A 17,686-nucleotide genomic window follows, 5' to 3' on the forward strand; every position below is an offset into this window, starting at 1 on the left:
CTCCCAGTCATTATACGAATCGTTGCCCCGCCGCTGCCCGGGAGCGGCGAGGTCGGGGTCTTTAGAGCACGCCCTCGACGGCTTCGATCACGTGTTCGACGGTGAAGCCGAAATACTTGAACAACTCACCGGCAGGCGCGGACTCGCCGAAACGGTCGATGCCGACCACAGCCCCGTCCATACCTACGTACTTGCCCCAGAAATTGGTCACACCCGCCTCGACCGCAACCCGAGCCCGCACTGCACGAGGCAACACGGACTCGCGATAGGCCTCATCCTGCGCCTCGAAGGCCTCGACCGAAGGCATCGATACCACGCGCACTTGGCGCCCCTTGGCTTCGAGTTGCGCTGCCGCATCCATGGCGAGCGCGACCTCGGAACCGGTGGCGATCAGAATCGCCTTGGGTGTGCCTGCACAGTCCTTGAGCACATAGCCGCCACGGGCGATGAGCGCAAGCTGCTCGCCGCTGCGAGCCTGGTGCGGCAGATTCTGGCGCGACAGGATCAGTGCGGATGGCCCATCCTGGCGTTCGATCGACAGCTTCCAGGCGACGGCGGTCTCGACCGCGTCGCAGGGGCGCCAGAGGTTCAGGTTGGGGATCAGGCGCAAGCTCGCGACCTGTTCGATCGGCTGGTGCGTGGGTCCGTCCTCGCCGAGACCGATGGAATCGTGGGTATAGACCAGCACCACTCGCTGCCGCATCAGCGCGGCCATGCGAATCGCATTGCGCGCGTAGTCGGAGAACATCAGGAAGGTACCGCCGTAGGGGATGAACCCACCGTGCAGGGCGATGCCGTTCATGATCGCGGTCATGGCGAACTCGCGTACGCCGTAGAAGACGTAATTGCCGTCCGCATCGGCGTGGCTGATGCCCTTGGAGCCAGACCACATCGTCAGATTCGAACCGGCCAAGTCCGCGGAACCGCCGAGTAGCTCGGGTAGCGCCGGCGAATAGCCGCCGATGGCGTTCTGTGAGGCCTTGCGCGAAGCGATGGTTTCGCCTTTCTCGACCACCTGGCTCAAGTAGGCCTGGGACTTCTCCTGCCAGTCGGCGGGCAGTTCGCCGCTCATGCGGCGCTCGAATTCGCTCGCGAGTTCCGGGTGTGCCGCCTGATAGGCTGCGAAACGCTCGTTCCAGGCCGCCTCTGCGAGATCACCACGCTCGCGCGCACTCCAGGCCTCGTAGATCGGTTCCGGAATCTCGAAGGGCGAGTACTCCCAGCCGATGGTCTTGCGCACCAGCGCGATTTCATCATCGCCCAACGGGGCACCGTGACACTCTTCCTTGCCCTGCTTGTTGGGCGAACCCCAGCCGATGATGGTCTTGCACTGGATCATGGTGGGCTTGTCGGTGACGGCACGCGCCGCCTCGATCGCCGCCTTGACCGCGCCGGCATCGTGTCCGTCGACATCGCGCACGACATGCCAGCCGTAGGCCTCGAAACGCGCCGGGGTGTCGTCGGTGAACCAGCCCTCGACCTCGCCGTCGATGGAGATACCGTTATCGTCATAGAACGCGATCAGCTTGCCGAGCCCAAGGGTGCCGGCGAGCGAACAGGCCTCGTGCGAGATGCCTTCCATCATGCAGCCATCGCCCAGGAACACATAGGTATGATGGTTGACGACGTCATGCCCGGGGCGGTTGAAATGCGCTGCAAGCGCCTTCTCCGCAATCGCCATGCCGACGGCATTGGTGATCCCCTGTCCCAAAGGACCCGTGGTGGTTTCGACGCCCGGCGTGTAACCGTATTCGGGGTGCCCCGGGGTCTTCGAGTGCAGCTGGCGGAACCGTTTGAGTTCGTCGATCGGCAGGTCGTAGCCGGTCAGATGCAGCAGGGAATAAACGAGCATGGAACCGTGCCCGTTCGACATGATAAAGCGATCACGGTTGACCCATTTCGGATTCGCCGGGTTATGCTGCATGTAATCGTTCCACAGCACCTCGGCTATATCGGCCATCCCCATCGGCGCTCCGGGGTGGCCGGATTTGGCCTTCTGTACCGCATCCATGCTGAGCGCACGAATGGCGTTGGCTAGCTCTCTACGCGAAGGCATAGTTTGGTTCTCCCTCATAGACTGGACGAATCCGTTGGGCCCGTACCGGCGCCGGGTCCACGTCGGGAATGCGCGACGAAGCGTTCCCAGGCACCAGCCGCAAGGCAAGCCGTGGCGTAGCGCGGGCTTAGTGCCTCTCGCGACCCGCCTCCGGCTCAAAAAAGATCGACATTGTTACCCGACTTGTCTCATTGGAGCAATAGCGACAATCGCTTATGCATGACTGATGACATCTGCATGACAAAACCCCTCATCCCTTGAACGACATGGCGGAACGGGCAAAATGGATGAAATATCACCGCCCACTCGGTTAAACTCAGCGACCCTGAACGGACCTAATCCCTCATAAAACACTCGCGCCCTAGCGCACTGCACGAGGCCCACCCATGAGCTACGAGCACCTGTTTACCTCCGAATCGGTATCCGAAGGCCATCCCGACAAGATGGCTGACCAGATATCCGACGCGGTCCTCGACGCCATCCTGGAAACGGATCAGCATGCGCGTGTGGCCTGCGAAACTTTGGTCAAGACCGGCATGGTAGTACTGGCTGGCGAGGTGACGACCACTGCACAGATCGATTATGAGACTCTGGTGCGCAGGACCGTCAATGAGATCGGTTACAACCATAGCGACCTGGGTTTCGACGGCTCGAGCTGCGCGGTGATCGTGGCTGTCGGCAAGCAGTCGCCCGACATCGCCCAAGGCGTTGACCGCGAATCCCGGGAAAACCAGGGCGCCGGCGACCAGGGCCTGATGTTCGGCTACGCGAGTGACGAAACCGATGTGCTGATGCCCGCACCGATCACCTACGCACATCGCCTGGTGCGCAGACAGGCCGAGGTGCGCAAGGATGGCACGCTGCCGTGGCTCCGCCCCGATGCCAAGAGCCAGATCACCTTCCGCTACCGCGACGGCAAGCCGATCGGGGTAGACGCCGTGGTGCTCTCCACCCAGCACGATCCGGCAATCTCGCAGAAGGATCTGCACGAAGCAGTGATGGAGCACATCATACTGCCGATCCTGCCTGGCGAATGGCTGAACGCAGATACCGCCTACCATATCAACCCGACGGGCAAGTTCGTGATTGGCGGCCCGGTCGGCGACTGCGGCCTCACCGGCCGTAAGATCATCGTCGACACCTACGGCGGCATGGCACGCCACGGGGGCGGCGCGTTTTCCGGCAAGGACCCGTCCAAGGTAGACCGTTCCGCCGCCTATGCGGGGCGTTATGTCGCCAAGAACATTGTCGCCGCCGGGCTGGCGTCGCGCTGCGAGATCCAGGTGTCCTATGCCATCGGCGTGGCCGACCCCACCTCGATCAGCATCGACACCTTCGGCACCGGCCGCATCCCCGACGAACACATCGTGGCCCTGGTACGCAAGCACTTCGATCTGCGCCCCTGGGGCCTCATAACCATGCTCGACCTGCTACACCCGATCTACCAGCAGACCGCCTCCTACGGCCACTTCGGCCGCGCCGATGTCGATCTGCCCTGGGAACGTGTCGACCGTGCAGCCCAGTTGGCCGCCGACGCCGGCACCACGCTAAACCAGGCGGGGGGCATGTAGGCGACAGACATCAACGCCCGCAAAAGGGCGATTGCCGTGTCCCGGGGAGCGCTGCAACAGGATATCCTGCCAGGCCCGGGACAGGGTTAAGACAAATCGGCAACGGCGCTCGCGAACCTGACATGGAGACATCGATCATGAGCGCGAGCCCTAAAGACACAACCGCAAACGACCACTACGTCAAGGACATGGCCCTTGCGGACTGGGGACGTAAGGAAATCGCCATCGCCGAGACCGAAATGCCGGGTCTCATGGCGCTGCGCGAAAAATACGCCGCCAGCCAACCCCTCAAGGGCGCCCGCATTGCCGGCAGCCTGCACATGACCATTCAGACTGCGGTACTGATCGAGACGCTGACTGCGCTCGGCGCCGAGGTACGCTGGGCCTCCTGCAACATCTACTCGACTCAGGACCACGCAGCTGCCGCGATCGCCGCCACCGGCGTGCCGGTATTCGCCTACAAGGGCGAAACCCTGGAAGAATACTGGGACTTCACCCACCGCATCCTCTACTGGCCCGACGGCAGCCCGGCCAACATGATCCTCGACGACGGCGGCGACGCGACTCTCGCTGTTACGCTGGGCGCCAAAGCGGAGCAGGACCCGAGCGTGCTTGGCGAACCGGGCAACGAAGAGGAAGTGGCACTGTACGCCGCCATGCGCGAGCGTCTCGCGTCAGCCCCCGGCTTCTACACCAAGCTGGCCGAAAGCGTCCAGGGCGTGACCGAGGAGACCACCACCGGCGTGCATCGTCTCTACCACATGGAGAAGACCGGCGGTCTGCCCTTCCCGGCCTTCAACGTGAACGACTCGGTCACCAAGTCCAAGTTCGACAATCTCTACGGTTGCCGTGAGTCTCTCGTGGACGGCATCAAGCGCGCCACCGACGTGATGATCGCCGGCAAGATCGCCGTGGTCTGCGGCTACGGCGACGTGGGCAAGGGCTGCGCGCAGAGCCTGCGCGGCCTAGGTGCCACGGTATGGGTCACCGAGATCGACCCGATCTGCGCGCTGCAGGCGGCGATGGAAGGCTACCGTGTGGTGACCATGGACGAGGCCGCCCCACTGGCCGACATCTTCGTGACCGCCACCGGCAACTACCACGTCATTGACCACGACCACATGGCCGCGATGAAGGACCAGGCGATCGTCTGCAACATCGGCCATTTCGACAGCGAGATCAATGTCGCCAGCCTGCGCCAGTACACCTGGGAGAACATCAAGCCGCAGGTCGACCACATCATCTTCCCGAGCGGTCGCCGCATCATCCTGCTCGCCGAGGGGCGTCTGGTAAACCTCGGCTGCGCCACCGGGCACCCGAGCTTCGTGATGTCGAATAGCTTCACCAATCAGGTATTGGCGCAGATCGAGCTGTTCAACAACGACGGTCAGTACGTGAACAAGGTCTATGTGCTGCCCAAGAAGCTTGACGAAGAAGTCGCTCGCCTGCATTTGGCGAAGATCGGCGCGCACCTGACCGAGTTGACCGAGCACCAGGCCTCGTACATCGACGTGCCCGTCATAGGCCCGTACAAGCCCGAGCATTACCGCTACTAACACGCGGCAAACCCTGCTGCGGGGCGGGCTCAGGCCCGTCCCGCTTGGAAACCTGCGCATGACATCCCTATCCCGCGAACCGCAAGTGTTCAGCTGCGAGCTCTTCCCGCCGAAAACCGACGAAGCGGCCGCCCGCCTGCGTGAGGAACGCTGCAAGCTCGCCGAGCTGGGACCCCGTTTCCTTTCCGTCACCTACGGCGCCGGCGGCTCGACGCAGACCCGCACGCTGGATACGGTGCTCGAAATCCAGCGCGACTCCGGCATCGACGCCGCACCGCACCTCTCCTGCGTGGGCAGCACGCGCGAGCACATCCGCGAAATCCTCGACACCTACCGCAGCAACGGTATCCGTCACATCGTGGCCCTGCGCGGCGACCTACCCTCCGGCATGCGCGATATCGGCGATTTCCGCTATGCCAACGAACTGGTCGCGTTCATCCGCGAGGAAACCGGCGACCACTTCTTCATCGAGGTGGCGGCCTACCCCGAGATACACCCCCAGGCACGCAGCGCGGAAGACGACCTGCGCCGCTTCAAGCACAAGATCGAGGCCGGTGCCGACAGCGCGATCACGCAGTATTTCTACAATCCTGACGCCTATTTCCGCTTCGTCGACGAATGCGCACACATAGGCATCGACGTCCCCGTCGTTCCCGGCATCATGCCCATCACCAACTACACTCAGCTCGCCCGCTTCTCCGATGCCTCCGGAGCCGAGATCCCGCGCTGGGTACGCAAGCGTCTGGAAGGTTTCGGCGACGACCGGGCCTCCATTCGCGCCTTCGGGCTGGATGTGGTCACCGGAGTGTGTGAGGCTTTGCTGGCCGGAGGCGCACCGGGCCTGCATTTCTACACCATGAATCAGTCCGAAGCGACCGTCGCTCTGTGGGAACGCCTCGGACTGCCCAAAGCGAACGACTGAGCGCGGTGCGTCTGCCGCGCTTCTATCTAGAGGCACCACTCGTCCCCGGCGAGCGGGTGCGATTGTCCGACGCGGCCTTCCGACACGGCATTCAGGTACTGCGGCTCAGTGATGGCGCACCGCTCGTTCTATTCAACGGGGATGGATTCGACTATCACGCGGTATTGGATGGCGTCAGCCGTCGCGAAGCCTGGGCACGCATCGAAGTGCAGCAGACAAACCTCACTGAATCACCGCTCGACCTGTGTCTCGTTCAGGGTATCGGTAAGAACGAGCATATGGATCTGGCCGTGCAGAAGGCCGTGGAACTGGGCGTACACAGTATCAGACCAGTCATCTGCGCCCGTAGTCAGCACATGGCTGCTGACCGCCTGCAGCGTCGCCATGCCCATTGGCGTGGCGTGATCGTCAGCGCCTGCGAACAAAGCGGGCGCAGCCGAATTCCCGAAATCCAGTCCCCGGTCCCACTGCGCGGATGGCTGGAAAACAGCCTCGGAAACGAGTGCCGGATCATGCTCGACCCTGGCGCGAACGACTCGCTCGCGACGCATGCATTCAATCGCGATGCTCCCATTGAGATACTTGTCGGCCCGGAGGGCGGCTTGTCGGAACAGGAAGTGGCCGAGTCGAGCGCTGCAGGCGTTGTCCCTCTGCGTATGGGGCCGCGCGTCTTGCGCACTGAAACGGCCGCCATCGCGGCGATCGCCTGGATTCAGCTGCACTGTGGAGATATGGGCTGAAAATGCGGCTTAGTACACATGCTGCAAGCGCGTTTCAAAGCGCTGCGAGCTGTCCCACCAGACGCCGTTCCAGAGCAGCGAAATCCAATATTGCCACATCCAGCTCATGCAGCCTGACCCGATACGCCTCAAGCTCGCAGAGCGTGGCATCGTCTTCCGCCACCAGATCCTCCATGCCCAGACGCATGGGACGCGGAATTGCGGCAAGCGGCAAGGCGTAGTAGTTCAGTCCCGGCAGGCGTTCGAGCGCGTAGATCACCGCATAACGGACAGGCGCCACCTCGTCGCCATCGCTCTGCCCACAGAACACGGCGGGCTCGACCACCACAGGCTGTTGGCCGCGCCAATCGAGACGTCCACGCAGCCACTGCGGGGCCCCAGAGATCGGTTGTAACGGGTCAGCTGGAACGATCTCGGCCAGTATTGCCTGCGGGATCAGGCAGCGCTGCCCACTGATCAGCTCGACCAGCAACGCACCAATCCCGGTTATCGCCATGCCGTGTCCCCCCGTTGCCCGTTCATCCCGATCTACGCCGCTCGCCGAGCAAGGCGCGGATATTGTCCATCAGCTCCTGTTCCTGATAGGGCTTACCCAGATAACGATCGACGCCGAGCTCTATCGCCCGCTGGCGATGCTTCTCACCACTACGCGAGGTGATCATGATCACGGGAATCTGCCTGAAGCGCGCATCGTTGCGCAAGTAAGAGGCCAACTCATATCCGTCCATACGCGGCATCTCGATATCGGTCAGGATCAGATCGGGCAACCGCTCCTCCAACTGCGCAACGGCATCCATTCCGTCACGCGCCGACATGACTTCATAGTCGGCGCGCCCGAGCATACGTGCAGTAACCTTGCGGATGGTGATCGAATCATCCACGACCATGACTGTTTGCCGCTTCACCTCCTTCAGCGCTGGCCGTTGATGCGCCGGATGACCGCCTCGGATCAAACTGATACTGGCCAAGCGAACCAGGCTGGGCACGTCGAGAATCAGGATCACGCGTCCATCGCCCAGGATGGTTGCACCGGCGACGCCGCGCAATTTGCTCAGCTGGGCACCGAGACTCTTCACCACAACCTCGCGACTGCCCAATAGCCCGTCCACCAATAGCGCGATACGCTGTTCACCGGAACGCAACATCAGCAGCGGGCGAAAGACGCCGTCTTGGTCCGGCAGCCGCCCAGCCTCATCGCCGAAGAGTGCATCAAGGCGTTTCAATCGGTAGGTATTGCCCAGGTATTCGTAAACGGGATCCTCAGCGGCAAAGAATTCGGCAAGCTGGCGGGTGGGTAGGCGAACCACACCTTCAATACCAGACAACGGGACCGCGTAAAGCTCTTCGCCCGACTGCGCCAGCAACGCCTGCGTGATGGTCAGTGTAAACGGAAGCCGCATGGTGAACTGCGCACCTACGCCCGGTGTCGATGCGATTGAAAGAACTCCGCCCAACTGCCGAACTTCGCGCGCGACGACATCCATGCCCACGCCACGTCCGGAAATCTGACTGACTTCCGTGGCCGTGCTGAACCCAGTTTCCAGAATCAGCTGCAGAATCTCCTGGTCGTCTACCTCCGTGTCTGGAGCCAACATGCCTTGAGCAACGGCGCGCTTGCGCACGGCCTCCACATCAATTCCGCGACCGTCATCGGTAACCTCGACCACGATTTCACTGCCCTCGCGGCTGAAACGCAGGTCGATGCGTCCCTGTTCGGGCTTACCTGCCGCCTTGCGCACATCCGGAGTTTCTATACCGTGTGCGATCGAATTGCGCAGCATATGTTCGAGCGGTGCAACCAAATGGTCGAGGATAGTGCGGTCGACCTCATGTTCTGCACCACCGAAATCCAACGCTACACGCTTGTGAAGCTCCGCGGCCGTCTGGCGCACTATGCGATTGAGTCGCGAGGACAATCCGCCGACCTTGACCATGCGGGTGCGCATGAGTCCATCCTGAAGATCCGTGCTCACACGCGCCTGCTGCAAGAGCAGCGTTTCCGCGTCGCGTAGCTGGTCTCCCATCAGTTCCTCGATACTGGACAAGTCACTGACGCTTTCCGCCAACGCCCGCGAAAGCTGTTGCATATTGGAATAGCGATCCATTTCCAGTGGATCGAACTCGTCGTTCTGCTCGCCCAGTTCGCCATGCTCCTGCTCATAGCGGAACAGGATCTGGGCTTCGGTTTCCAGCTCCAGTTTGCGTAGCTGCTCGCGCAGGCGGGTCGAAGTCTGGCGCAGCTCTGCCAGGTTGTAACCAAGACCTGCCACCTGTTGCTTGAGTCTCGCGTGGTAAATGTTGACTTCGCCTGCATGGTTGACGAGCGAATCCAGCAGGTTAGCGCGCACACGCAGATGTTCTTCATTGCTCGCGCGTGATTCGTGTTCCTGACCTTCATCCTCCGTCTCGCGCGGCGGGTGTTCGATCGCTGAAGCGGGCGCGGTTAGGGGCGTCGGTGCGCTGCTGCTTACGCTCGTATCTGGCGATACCCCTTGTCTCTCGCTACTGGTTTGCCCCCCGGACGCAGCGGCCTGACCGTAGGCATCCAACTGCTCTATCATGGCGAGTTGTGGGTAGATGAGCCCACCGTTACGCGCCTGTTCGAGCATTTCGCTCAAGCGGTCCATTGCTGAATGCAGCAACGCGAAACCGGCGTCATCCGGCGGCGTGGCTGCCTCGGCCATACGTGCGACCCGCGTCTCCAATGCATGGGTCAAATCGCCGATGGTGGTGAAATCGGCCATGCGCGCACCGCCCTTGAGCGTGTGCAACTGCCGCTGGAGCAAACCAATAGCGGCCAGTGCGTCTCCCCCACCGGACTGCCATGATGCGACGGCGGACTCCGCACCTTCCATCAGTTCGTCGGCCTCATCCAGGAAAATGCCTACCAGCTCCGGATCCAAGGTTTCGACGCGATCCGGAGTACCTTCTCTCGCTTGACTTGTCAGACGCTCGTCGTGTCCTGCCAGCACACTACTCTCGACTTCGGCCAAAGCTTCCTGTGCACGGCTAACCAAGGCCGAGACGTCCGGTACTTCCTTGCCTTCATCGCCCAATGAAGCCAGAACGGCGCGTCCACTTTCGTTGGCGGCACCGTAGATATCCAGCAGCGCCGGTGTGACTCCGCGGTGTGATTCGATGAGGTGCTTGGCGATTGCCTCCAATGGCTCGAACAACGAATAAATAGCCGGCACCCCGGCAGTTCGGGCACTGCCATGGATCGTGTGCAGCGCGCGTAAAAAGGCTTCATTAACCTCGGACGGGCCAGCCGCTCCGCGTGCTGCATTCAGAAAATCGTCAATCGTTGCGAAGTGTTGACTCGATTCACGCGTATAGATGTCACGTAGCACCGGGTCCATAGTCGCCTCAGCCTCAGCCTCAGCCTCAGCCTCAGCCTCAGCCTCAGCCTCAGCCTCAGCCTCAGCCTCAGCCTCAGCCTCAGCCTCAGCCTCAGCCTCAGCCTCAGCCTCAGCCTCAGCCTCTGGCTCTGGCTCTGGCTCTGGCTCTGGCTCTGGCTCTGGCTCTGGCTCTGGCTGCATGACAGCCTCTCCAACAGCCTTGGGAAATTCACCTACTTCGCTGATCGAGCCAGCATTGGAAAAAGTGACCTCTGGATTCGACTCATCACTTTGCGGAGTATCCGCGCTTGGCAAGGGAACCAAGGTATCCAGATCATCATCGGCAGCAGCCAAACCGTCTTCATCGGCGGCAGAAGGTTCTGCTTGCAGACCCACCTGAGCGGCCTGTGTCGCCAATTCCATGATGTCGATCTGCGGTACTGAGCCACCACGCAGTTCCTCGATCAACTGATGCAAGGCAGATACAGCCTCGTCCAGCAATGCAAAATGAGCTTGTTGTGCCGGCACACGTTGATCCATCACGCGATTCAGCATACTTTCGAACGCCCAGGCAAATTCGCCAAGACGTTCTGCACCAGCCAGTCGGCCACTACCCTTGAGCGTATGAAAGGACCGCCTTAACTCGCCCAGCAGGTTCAGATTGTCAGGCTCGGCGCGCCAACGAGGCACGAGGGAAACGATCCTCCCATATTCTTCGTCCGCTTCTTCCAGGAAGATTTCCAAAATCTCCGGATCGGCATCCGGCCTCAGGGCGCGCCACTCAGAGGGCTCATCCAACTGTACGGACTCACCTTCATTCTGACTTGCAGGTGACATAGGTGCTTGGAATGTAGCCGAAGATTCGGCGAGAACCGGGGCTACTGCCGTAATCGCATCCGGGTCGACCGCGTCATCGATCTGAGCCTCGTCACTCGTCAACACGCTCGTTGGCGGCGGTGTTAGATGCTCGGTGCCGGCAACCATATCGACCTGAGTTTCTTCCGCCCCGCTTTCGCCAAGAGCACCGAGCTGTGCTAATGCCTGGTCTGCGCGAGCCAACAACGCCTGTTGGCCTGGTCTACGATCCGCTCTGGCCTCAAGGTACATTTCGACGGCTGTCGTGGCGTCTGCCAACAGATCGAGCCATGCCTGGCTTGGTTTCGTCTGACCACCAATCAAGGCGGCAAATTGATCGCGGAGCGCGGCCAATTGAGATAATGGGTCACTGACACCCATCACGGACAGGGCTGCCAGCACGTCACCCAGTCGCTCCGGTGTACCCGCCAGCATAACGGTCGTATCGGGCGCAGCGAGGTACGCGATCAAAGCCTCCTTGACCAGACCGATTTCGCGCAAGGCTTCGCCGGTTCCGGCAGCAGTAAATTCCTGATGGGAAGCGTCCCTGGCTGACACGGCCGTACCGCCACGTCGTTTGTCCAGTAAATCATTCAAGCTGCCCTCGACGTGGAGCATCGTCTCAGCCAGCTCAAGCAACTGTTCTGAACCTGGGACGACATCGCTGGCGCTAAGTTTCTCTATACCACGAGACTGCACAATGATCTGATCGCGGGCCTCACCCAGGCCAAGCATACCCAGCGTATCGCCGATACGCCGCATGCGCTCTGCCACAGCGCCGATATCCTCCGGCTGCACCGAATTGGTGTGTGTATAGATCTCGAGCCTGTCGCGCACCTCGGCCAAGTCTTCGCGGATGGCTTTCGACACGGCTTCTAGAAGCTTGAGATTAGGCGCAGCCAGTTCTTGACGTGCAGTCTCCAACGTCAAGGTACGTGGCAGCATATCGTCGAGGTGGTAGGCACTTTGTACAGCCTCGATGCGCTCACCGACTGGATCGGAACTCGCCACGTAGAACAACAAATTTTTCAGCAACTCTTCGCTGATGCTCCCAGCAAATGCTGATTCGCCTTGCTCGACGAGCCGCTTAATCTCTCGATCGACGCGTCCAAGCAATAGCTTGACTGCAACCGGCACCTCGCCGCGGTTGCAACCGTCAAGCATGGCACCGGTGACCCACCAAAAGCGCCTGGCCGCTGACTGACTGCATGCACCCTCGAGCGCATCTATGGTTTCAGTCATGCGACGTAAGGACTTTTCTGCTGATTGGTTGCGAAACAACCCGAGCAGCCCAAGCTGAAATTGGTGGCGCATTGCCTTGCCGACAGCGGGCGCATCTTTTTCAATTGCGCCAGATGATGGCGGAGCTTCAACGTCGCTCGTAAGATCGGGCAGAAATACGACCGCTTCAGACAGCAGTTCCGCTTCACGCGCTGCACGCAGGTCATTCAGTAACGATAGGATGATGATCGGCGTATCGGGATGACCAGACTGCACGTACTCAAGGTAGTCTGGCAGTTGCAACACGGCCGTGGACAGCACGCCAAGACCAGCCTCAACATTGCTGACCTGTTGCTTCAGCAATGCCTCCGCCAGCGCCTCCATTTCTTCGGCCAGCATCACTGCACCAGCCAAATTCACCACCTGGAGCGTGCCACGGACCTGTCGCAACAGGGCCAGTGTCTGTTTCAGCCGCTCCTCGTCCCGATTGCCATCCTCGATATAGGCTTCCAGCGACTGTCTGGCCTGATCCAGAAGCGCGTCGAGTTCGGGCTTGACCCAGCCGAGCACATCAAATTCGAGATTCGTTTCGTGCGTCATCGGGAAACCCCTTTCTGACCTGCCTCACCCACCAGCCGTCGCGACCCGTACTTCAAGCCGCCTCGATATCGGAGACGCCGCCGTCGTCCAGGACAACCGTATCGGTATCCTCGCTGTCGGGTAGCTTGAAGCCTGCCACCGTCCGGCGCAGTTCCGCGGCCAGTTCGGTCAGCTGCCCGATCGACTGAGCCGTTTCCTGCGTACCGTCGGAGGTCTGCATCGTGATCTCCTGGATCACGTTCATGGTGTTAGTGACGTTGGCCGCCACTGCCGCCTGCTGGCGCGCTGCGCTCGCGATCGTCATGATCTGTTTCGCGAGCTGATTCGACACGCTCTCGATCTCGGCCAGGGCATCGCCGGCATCGGTGGCAAGCTGACCGCCGGCCACCACGTTGGAGGTGCTCTGCTCCATGGAGAGCACGGCCTCGCCGGTATCCGACTGAATGGCCTTGACCAGTGCCTCGATCTGACGAGTCGCGTTGGCGGAACGTTCCGCGAGACGCTGAACTTCGTCCGCAACCACCGCGAAGCCGCGCCCCGCCTCGCCGGCCGCCGAGGCCTGGATGGCGGCGTTCAACGCAAGGATGTTGGTCTGATCCGCGATGTCGTTGATCAGGCCGACGATGTCGCCGATCTCCTGCGAGCTCTCGCCGAGACGTTTGATACGCTTTGCGGTGTCCTGAATCTGCTCGCGGATGGTGTCCATACCGTCGATTGAACGCCGCACCGTGGCTGCGCCCTTGGCCGCTATTTCGACCGATTTCTTTGCCACGTCGGCTGAGGACATCGCGTTTTTGGAAACGCGATCGATCGAGTCTGCCATGTCGGTCACCGCAGCTGACGCCGAGGCGATCTCGCGGGCCTGATGTCCGCTGGCGTCCGCCAGCCGGAGCGCCGTCGTCTGCGTCCTCTCGGCCGCAGTCGCCACCTGCACCGAGGTCTGGTTGATCGTCGTAACCAGACTGCGCAAGGCGTCGATGGCGTAGTTGACGGAGTCCGCGATTGCTCCGGTGATATCCTCGGTCACGGTGGCGTGTACCGTCAGGTCGCCTTCCGCAAGATTGGTCATCTCATCCAGCAAGCGAAGGATGGCGCGCTGATTACGACGATTCTGCTCCGTCGTCAGCGCCAGACGATGCTGCGAATCCCGGTAGAGCAACACACCCGACAGAATCAAGATCAACAGCGCCAAGCCACCGGAAGCATAGCCGGCGAGATTGATCATCCCAAGGTCGCTATAGTGCGCGGCCAGTGCCGCCTCTAGAACCTTAGTTGCGCCGAGCAGCTGCGGCGCATCGGTCTGTACCTGGGTGGCCGCATGCTTGATCGCAAACAGATGCGGCGCCAGTTCCAGAATCGTCGCCACATGGTCGCTCACCGAACTGAAGATCATCGCGACCTGACGCAGCACCTCGCGCGTCTGCGCGTCCTTGACCGGCTTGATCTGCATTTCCGTGTTGCCGGTCAGCAGCCCCTGCAGCACGTTGCCGAACAAGGTGGCGTCACGCCCGAACTGGTCGGCTGCGGTAGAGGCGCCTTCGCCGCCCTGCAGCACGCGCGTCAGGCTGACCTGAATGCGCAACGCCAGCAGGGTCTGGCGTTCCGCCAGGTAGACCTCGGAAGCGCTGGCGCCGTGCTTGACCAGCGCACTCGTCACCTGGTCGGAGTAGGCGAGCAGTTTGGGCACGAACTGATCGACGTCGGCCACGTAGCGGGTGATGTCCGCCACCGATTTCTGCCCCTGCACGATCTGACCCAGGCGCCCCCGATAACCGGTCCAGATGTCCGCAAGCCGGCTGTACTGCGATTTGAGCGCGTCCGGCAAGGCAGGCCCGTCGCCCTTGCCGTCCATGTTGTAGGACTGCATCAGCGCATCGAAGCGTTCGCGTTCCGCCGCGAGTCGCTTGAATGCCGTGGCATTGCCCCCCGAGGCCTCGAGAGATGTGGCCGCCATCTGCTGAGACAACAACTGCTGCGCCGCATTCGTACGCGTAAAGCTCTGGTAATAGCGCTCCTGAACCGCGGTATATACGAAGGAGGTGCCGGCCAGCAGCAGGAACACGAACAACAGAATGAACAAAAGCGCGAATCGTCTGCTCAGTCCGATCTTCTGCCGATCGGTCTTCGTCGGTGATTTCATTTATTTATCTCCAAACTGACAATCGGCTCCGCTATTCGGTCGCCGTGGCGCTCGTCTCGATCTGCATCGGCGTTCATACCGCCGCATCCTGAAATGCCGGGTCGCTGACCAACCGCCTGATGCTGAACACGGGCCGCACCACACCCTGGTCGACGAAGCCCTCGACCACGCAGGCCTCGAGCGGTTGCGGCAAGTGCGGCGTGTCGCCCGTACGCTGCGCTTCCGCAAAATGGCGCATGCCTACCACGCCATCCACACGCAGCCCGATCAGACCGCCGCCATGTCTGACCACCAGCAGGCGCCCTGCATCCGTTGCCGGTGCGTCATCCGCGAACAAAAAACGCTTGAGGTCGATCACCGGCAACAAGTTTCCGCGCATATTGGCCAGCCCCATCACCCACGGCTTGGCACCGGGCAGACGCGCCATGGGCAGCATGTCGCCGATTTCCGCGATTTCGCTCATCTGCGCGACCATCTCGTGCTCACCCAGATTGAACAGCACACCCGACCATTGCTCGTGGTCTGGGTCGGCAACGGGCAGACCCGGCGAAGCCACGCGGCACTTGCGCTCGAGTTGCACGAGGTATTCGTAAGGCGGGCGTTCCTCGTTTGCGGCCATAGCGCGGACGGGGCTCAGGACGACAGCAGGTTCTTGACCCGGTCGACCAGATCCTTTTCCTTGGCAGGCTTGACGATATAGTCGCGAGCACCCTGGCGGATGGCCCAGACCTTATCGGTTTCCTGATCCTTAGTGGTCACCATGATGATGGGTATGGACGCCGTTTCCGGCTCGCGCGCCAGCTGGCGGGTGGCCTGGAATCCGTTCAGGCCGGGCATCACCACATCCATCAGCACGAGATCGGGTTTGAGGCGGCGCGCGATATCGACGCCTTCCTCGCCGCTCTGTGCGGCCGTCACCTGAAAGCCGTTCTTTTCCAGCATGCCCTTGATGACATGCAGTTCGGTCGGTGAATCGTCCACCACCAGTATGTGCGCCATTGTTTCTTAGTCTCCTGTGGCCTTATCCCAACATGCACATCGTTTGGATTTGTTCTAATTTCAACGCCACCGCACCCGAGTTATCGGTCGTATCTATGTGTCAGATCTGGCCAGGTGCTTATGTGAATTTTTTGATCGCACCAAGCAAATCGTCCCGCGTAAAGGGTTTGGTCAGATATTCCTCGGAACCGACAATGCGACCACGAGCCTTGTCGAAAATGCTGTCCTTGCTCGACAGCATGATCACCGGCGTTTTGCGGAATGTACCGTTCTGTTTAATCAAGGCACAGGTCTGATATCCATCCAACCTGGGCATCATAATATCGACGAATACGATGTCTGGCCTGAATTCCGCAATCTTGGCCAAGGCCTCGAAACCGTCGTTGGCAGTGACGACCTCACAGCCTTCCTTTTTGAGCAATGTTTCTGCAGTCCGGCGAATCGTCTTGCTATCGTCTATCACCATGACGCGGAGCGGTGAATCGTCGACATCAGATCGGGACGTCCCGTTCACCTGTTTGGCATCCGTCGCGCTCAACACGCACCCCCGCTGGCTACTTCGCCTATCATGTCGGTCGAATTTACCCTATCTGCCGAGCGGCGCGCAAACGCTCACCCTCGCATGTGTCAAAATCGATAATTACGCTAGACTCTTAAACCCGTCTCGCATACTCCGAGCCAAGCACCAACCATGCCTACACGACGCCTTGCCGTTCTCATGGATCCCATCAGCGGCATCAACATCAAAAAAGATAGCAGCTTCGCGATGCTGCTCGCAGCGCAACGCAGAGGATGGACGATCGAGTACCTCGAACAGAGCGATCTTTATCTCCGCGATGGCAGCGTGCTCGGCTCTCTTCGCCCTCTCGAAGTGCGTGATGACCCGGCCGATTGGTACACCTTGGGCGCTCGCAAGGAGCAGCCCATGGCGGGGATATCTGCTGTACTCATGCGCAAGGATCCGCCATTCGATCAGGAATATCTATATACCACGTATCTGCTTGAGCTCGCCGAGCGGGAAGGCTGCCTTGTAGTCAACCGCGCCGCAAGCCTGCGAGATGCAAACGAGAAACTGTCCACCACCTGGTTCCCCCAGTGCACCGTACCCACGTTGGTCAGCCGCGACATGCGTCGCCTTCGCAATTTCGCGAATGAATTTGGCGATGTCGTGCTCAAGCCCCTCGACGGCATGGGCGGAGAATCCATTTTCCGCGTGACTGCGGGCGATCCCAATACCAGCGTGATCCTGGAAACCATCACCCGGCGCGGGCAGCGGACTGTCATGGCACAACGTCTGATACCCGAATACGTCGAGGGCGACAAGCGCATTCTATTGGTCGACGGCGAACCTGTGCCTTATGCGCTGCTACGCGTTCCCGCTCCGGGCGAATCGCGCGGCAATCTCGCTGCCGGCGGACGCGGGGTTGCCGTCGAACTCAATGAGCGTGATCGCTGGATCTGCGCCGAAGTGGCTCCCGAACTACGTCGGCGTGGCTTCTTGTTCGTCGGCCTCGACGTCATCGGCGGGTATCTGACGGAAATCAACGTCACCAGCCCGACCTGCATCCGTGAACTCGATGCAGCGCATGGGCTCGACATTGCTGGACAATTAATGGAAGTAATCGAGCAGCGGCTTGATCGGCCAGACGCCGGCTAGCCCGTGACCGCCGTGCGCGTTAAACTCCTGC

12 protein-coding genes and 1 riboswitch are annotated in these 17,686 nt (G+C 60.9%); of the genes, 5 read left to right on the forward strand and 7 right to left on the reverse strand.

Going from position 1 to position 17,686, the window contains the following annotated elements; all coding sequences use genetic code 11:
- Nucleotides 1-61 precede the first annotated feature (61 nt).
- Nucleotides 62-2,056, reverse strand: coding sequence for a transketolase (tkt, locus tag BJI67_RS14365; RefSeq protein ID WP_070073618.1), 1,995 nt, complete (start codon nucleotides 2,054-2,056; stop codon nucleotides 62-64).
- A gap of 386 nt (nucleotides 2,057-2,442) precedes the next feature.
- Here tkt and metK point away from each other — a divergent pair, with 386 nt between their 5' ends.
- From metK to BJI67_RS14385, 4 genes are all read left to right on the forward strand, one after another.
- Nucleotides 2,443-3,627, forward strand: a complete 1,185-nt coding sequence (gene metK / locus BJI67_RS14370; RefSeq protein WP_070073619.1) for a methionine adenosyltransferase — start codon at nucleotides 2,443-2,445, stop codon at nucleotides 3,625-3,627.
- 37 nt (nucleotides 3,628-3,664) lie between these two features.
- Nucleotides 3,665-3,745: riboswitch (S-adenosyl-L-homocysteine riboswitch) on the forward strand.
- 19 nt (nucleotides 3,746-3,764) lie between these two features.
- Nucleotides 3,765-5,183, forward strand: a complete 1,419-nt coding sequence (gene ahcY, locus BJI67_RS14375; protein WP_070074177.1) for an adenosylhomocysteinase — start codon at nucleotides 3,765-3,767, stop codon at nucleotides 5,181-5,183.
- A 58-nt stretch (nucleotides 5,184-5,241) separates the two neighbouring features.
- Nucleotides 5,242-6,105, forward strand: a complete 864-nt coding sequence (gene metF / locus BJI67_RS14380; RefSeq protein ID WP_070073620.1) for a methylenetetrahydrofolate reductase [NAD(P)H] — start codon at nucleotides 5,242-5,244, stop codon at nucleotides 6,103-6,105.
- Between the two features lie 5 nt (nucleotides 6,106-6,110).
- Complete coding sequence (locus BJI67_RS14385) at nucleotides 6,111-6,845, forward strand: 16S rRNA (uracil(1498)-N(3))-methyltransferase (protein ID WP_070073621.1); 735 nt, start codon at nucleotides 6,111-6,113, stop codon at nucleotides 6,843-6,845.
- A gap of 34 nt (nucleotides 6,846-6,879) precedes the next feature.
- Here BJI67_RS14385 and BJI67_RS14390 read toward each other — a convergent pair whose 3' ends face one another.
- The 6 genes from BJI67_RS14390 to BJI67_RS14415 form a co-directional block, all read right to left on the reverse strand.
- A complete protein-coding gene (locus BJI67_RS14390; protein WP_070073622.1) occupies nucleotides 6,880-7,341 on the reverse strand; it encodes a chemotaxis protein CheW in 462 nt (153 codons plus the stop codon).
- 22 nt (nucleotides 7,342-7,363) lie between these two features.
- On the reverse strand, nucleotides 7,364-12,859 hold the full coding sequence (locus BJI67_RS14395) for a hybrid sensor histidine kinase/response regulator (RefSeq protein WP_070073623.1): 5,496 nt from the start codon (nucleotides 12,857-12,859) through the stop codon (nucleotides 7,364-7,366).
- Nucleotides 12,860-12,911: 52 nt separating this feature from the next.
- Nucleotides 12,912-14,999, reverse strand: coding sequence for a methyl-accepting chemotaxis protein (locus tag BJI67_RS14400; RefSeq protein WP_070073624.1), 2,088 nt, complete (start codon nucleotides 14,997-14,999; stop codon nucleotides 12,912-12,914).
- Nucleotides 15,000-15,072: 73 nt separating this feature from the next.
- Nucleotides 15,073-15,618, reverse strand: coding sequence for a chemotaxis protein CheW (locus BJI67_RS14405; protein WP_070073625.1), 546 nt, complete (start codon nucleotides 15,616-15,618; stop codon nucleotides 15,073-15,075).
- Between the two features lie 14 nt (nucleotides 15,619-15,632).
- Nucleotides 15,633-15,998 carry a response regulator gene (locus tag BJI67_RS14410; RefSeq protein WP_070073626.1) on the reverse strand — a complete coding sequence of 122 codons (366 nt, stop codon included), beginning with the start codon at nucleotides 15,996-15,998 and terminating at the stop codon, nucleotides 15,633-15,635.
- A 118-nt stretch (nucleotides 15,999-16,116) separates the two neighbouring features.
- Nucleotides 16,117-16,464, reverse strand: a complete 348-nt coding sequence (locus BJI67_RS14415) for a response regulator (RefSeq protein ID WP_070073627.1) — start codon at nucleotides 16,462-16,464, stop codon at nucleotides 16,117-16,119.
- Between the two features lie 225 nt (nucleotides 16,465-16,689).
- Here BJI67_RS14415 and gshB point away from each other — a divergent pair, with 225 nt between their 5' ends.
- Nucleotides 16,690-17,655 carry a glutathione synthase gene (gene gshB, locus BJI67_RS14420; protein WP_070073628.1) on the forward strand — a complete coding sequence of 322 codons (966 nt, stop codon included), beginning with the start codon at nucleotides 16,690-16,692 and terminating at the stop codon, nucleotides 17,653-17,655.
- The last annotated feature ends 31 nt before the right edge of the window (nucleotides 17,656-17,686 follow it).

This window comes from Acidihalobacter aeolianus (assembly GCF_001753165.1).
GTDB classification, from domain to species: domain Bacteria; phylum Pseudomonadota; class Gammaproteobacteria; order DSM-5130; family Acidihalobacteraceae; genus Acidihalobacter; species Acidihalobacter aeolianus.

Coding starts and splice junctions, on each gene's coding strand:
- ahcY (WP_070074177.1), top strand. CDS start 3,765: ATGAGCGCGAGCCCTAAAGACACAACCGCAAACGACCACTACGTCAAG.
- BJI67_RS14390 (WP_070073622.1), bottom strand. CDS start 7,341: ATGGCGATAACCGGGATTGGTGCGTTGCTGGTCGAGCTGATCAGTGGG.
- BJI67_RS14415 (WP_070073627.1), bottom strand. CDS start 16,464: ATGGTGATAGACGATAGCAAGACGATTCGCCGGACTGCAGAAACATTG.
- gshB (WP_070073628.1), top strand. CDS start 16,690: ATGCCTACACGACGCCTTGCCGTTCTCATGGATCCCATCAGCGGCATC.
- tkt (WP_070073618.1), bottom strand. CDS start 2,056: ATGCCTTCGCGTAGAGAGCTAGCCAACGCCATTCGTGCGCTCAGCATG.
- metF (WP_070073620.1), top strand. CDS start 5,242: ATGACATCCCTATCCCGCGAACCGCAAGTGTTCAGCTGCGAGCTCTTC.
- BJI67_RS14410 (WP_070073626.1), bottom strand. CDS start 15,998: ATGGCGCACATACTGGTGGTGGACGATTCACCGACCGAACTGCATGTC.
- metK (WP_070073619.1), top strand. CDS start 2,443: ATGAGCTACGAGCACCTGTTTACCTCCGAATCGGTATCCGAAGGCCAT.
- BJI67_RS14395 (WP_070073623.1), bottom strand. CDS start 12,859: ATGACGCACGAAACGAATCTCGAATTTGATGTGCTCGGCTGGGTCAAG.
- BJI67_RS14400 (WP_070073624.1), bottom strand. CDS start 14,999: ATGAAATCACCGACGAAGACCGATCGGCAGAAGATCGGACTGAGCAGA.
- BJI67_RS14405 (WP_070073625.1), bottom strand. CDS start 15,618: ATGGCCGCAAACGAGGAACGCCCGCCTTACGAATACCTCGTGCAACTC.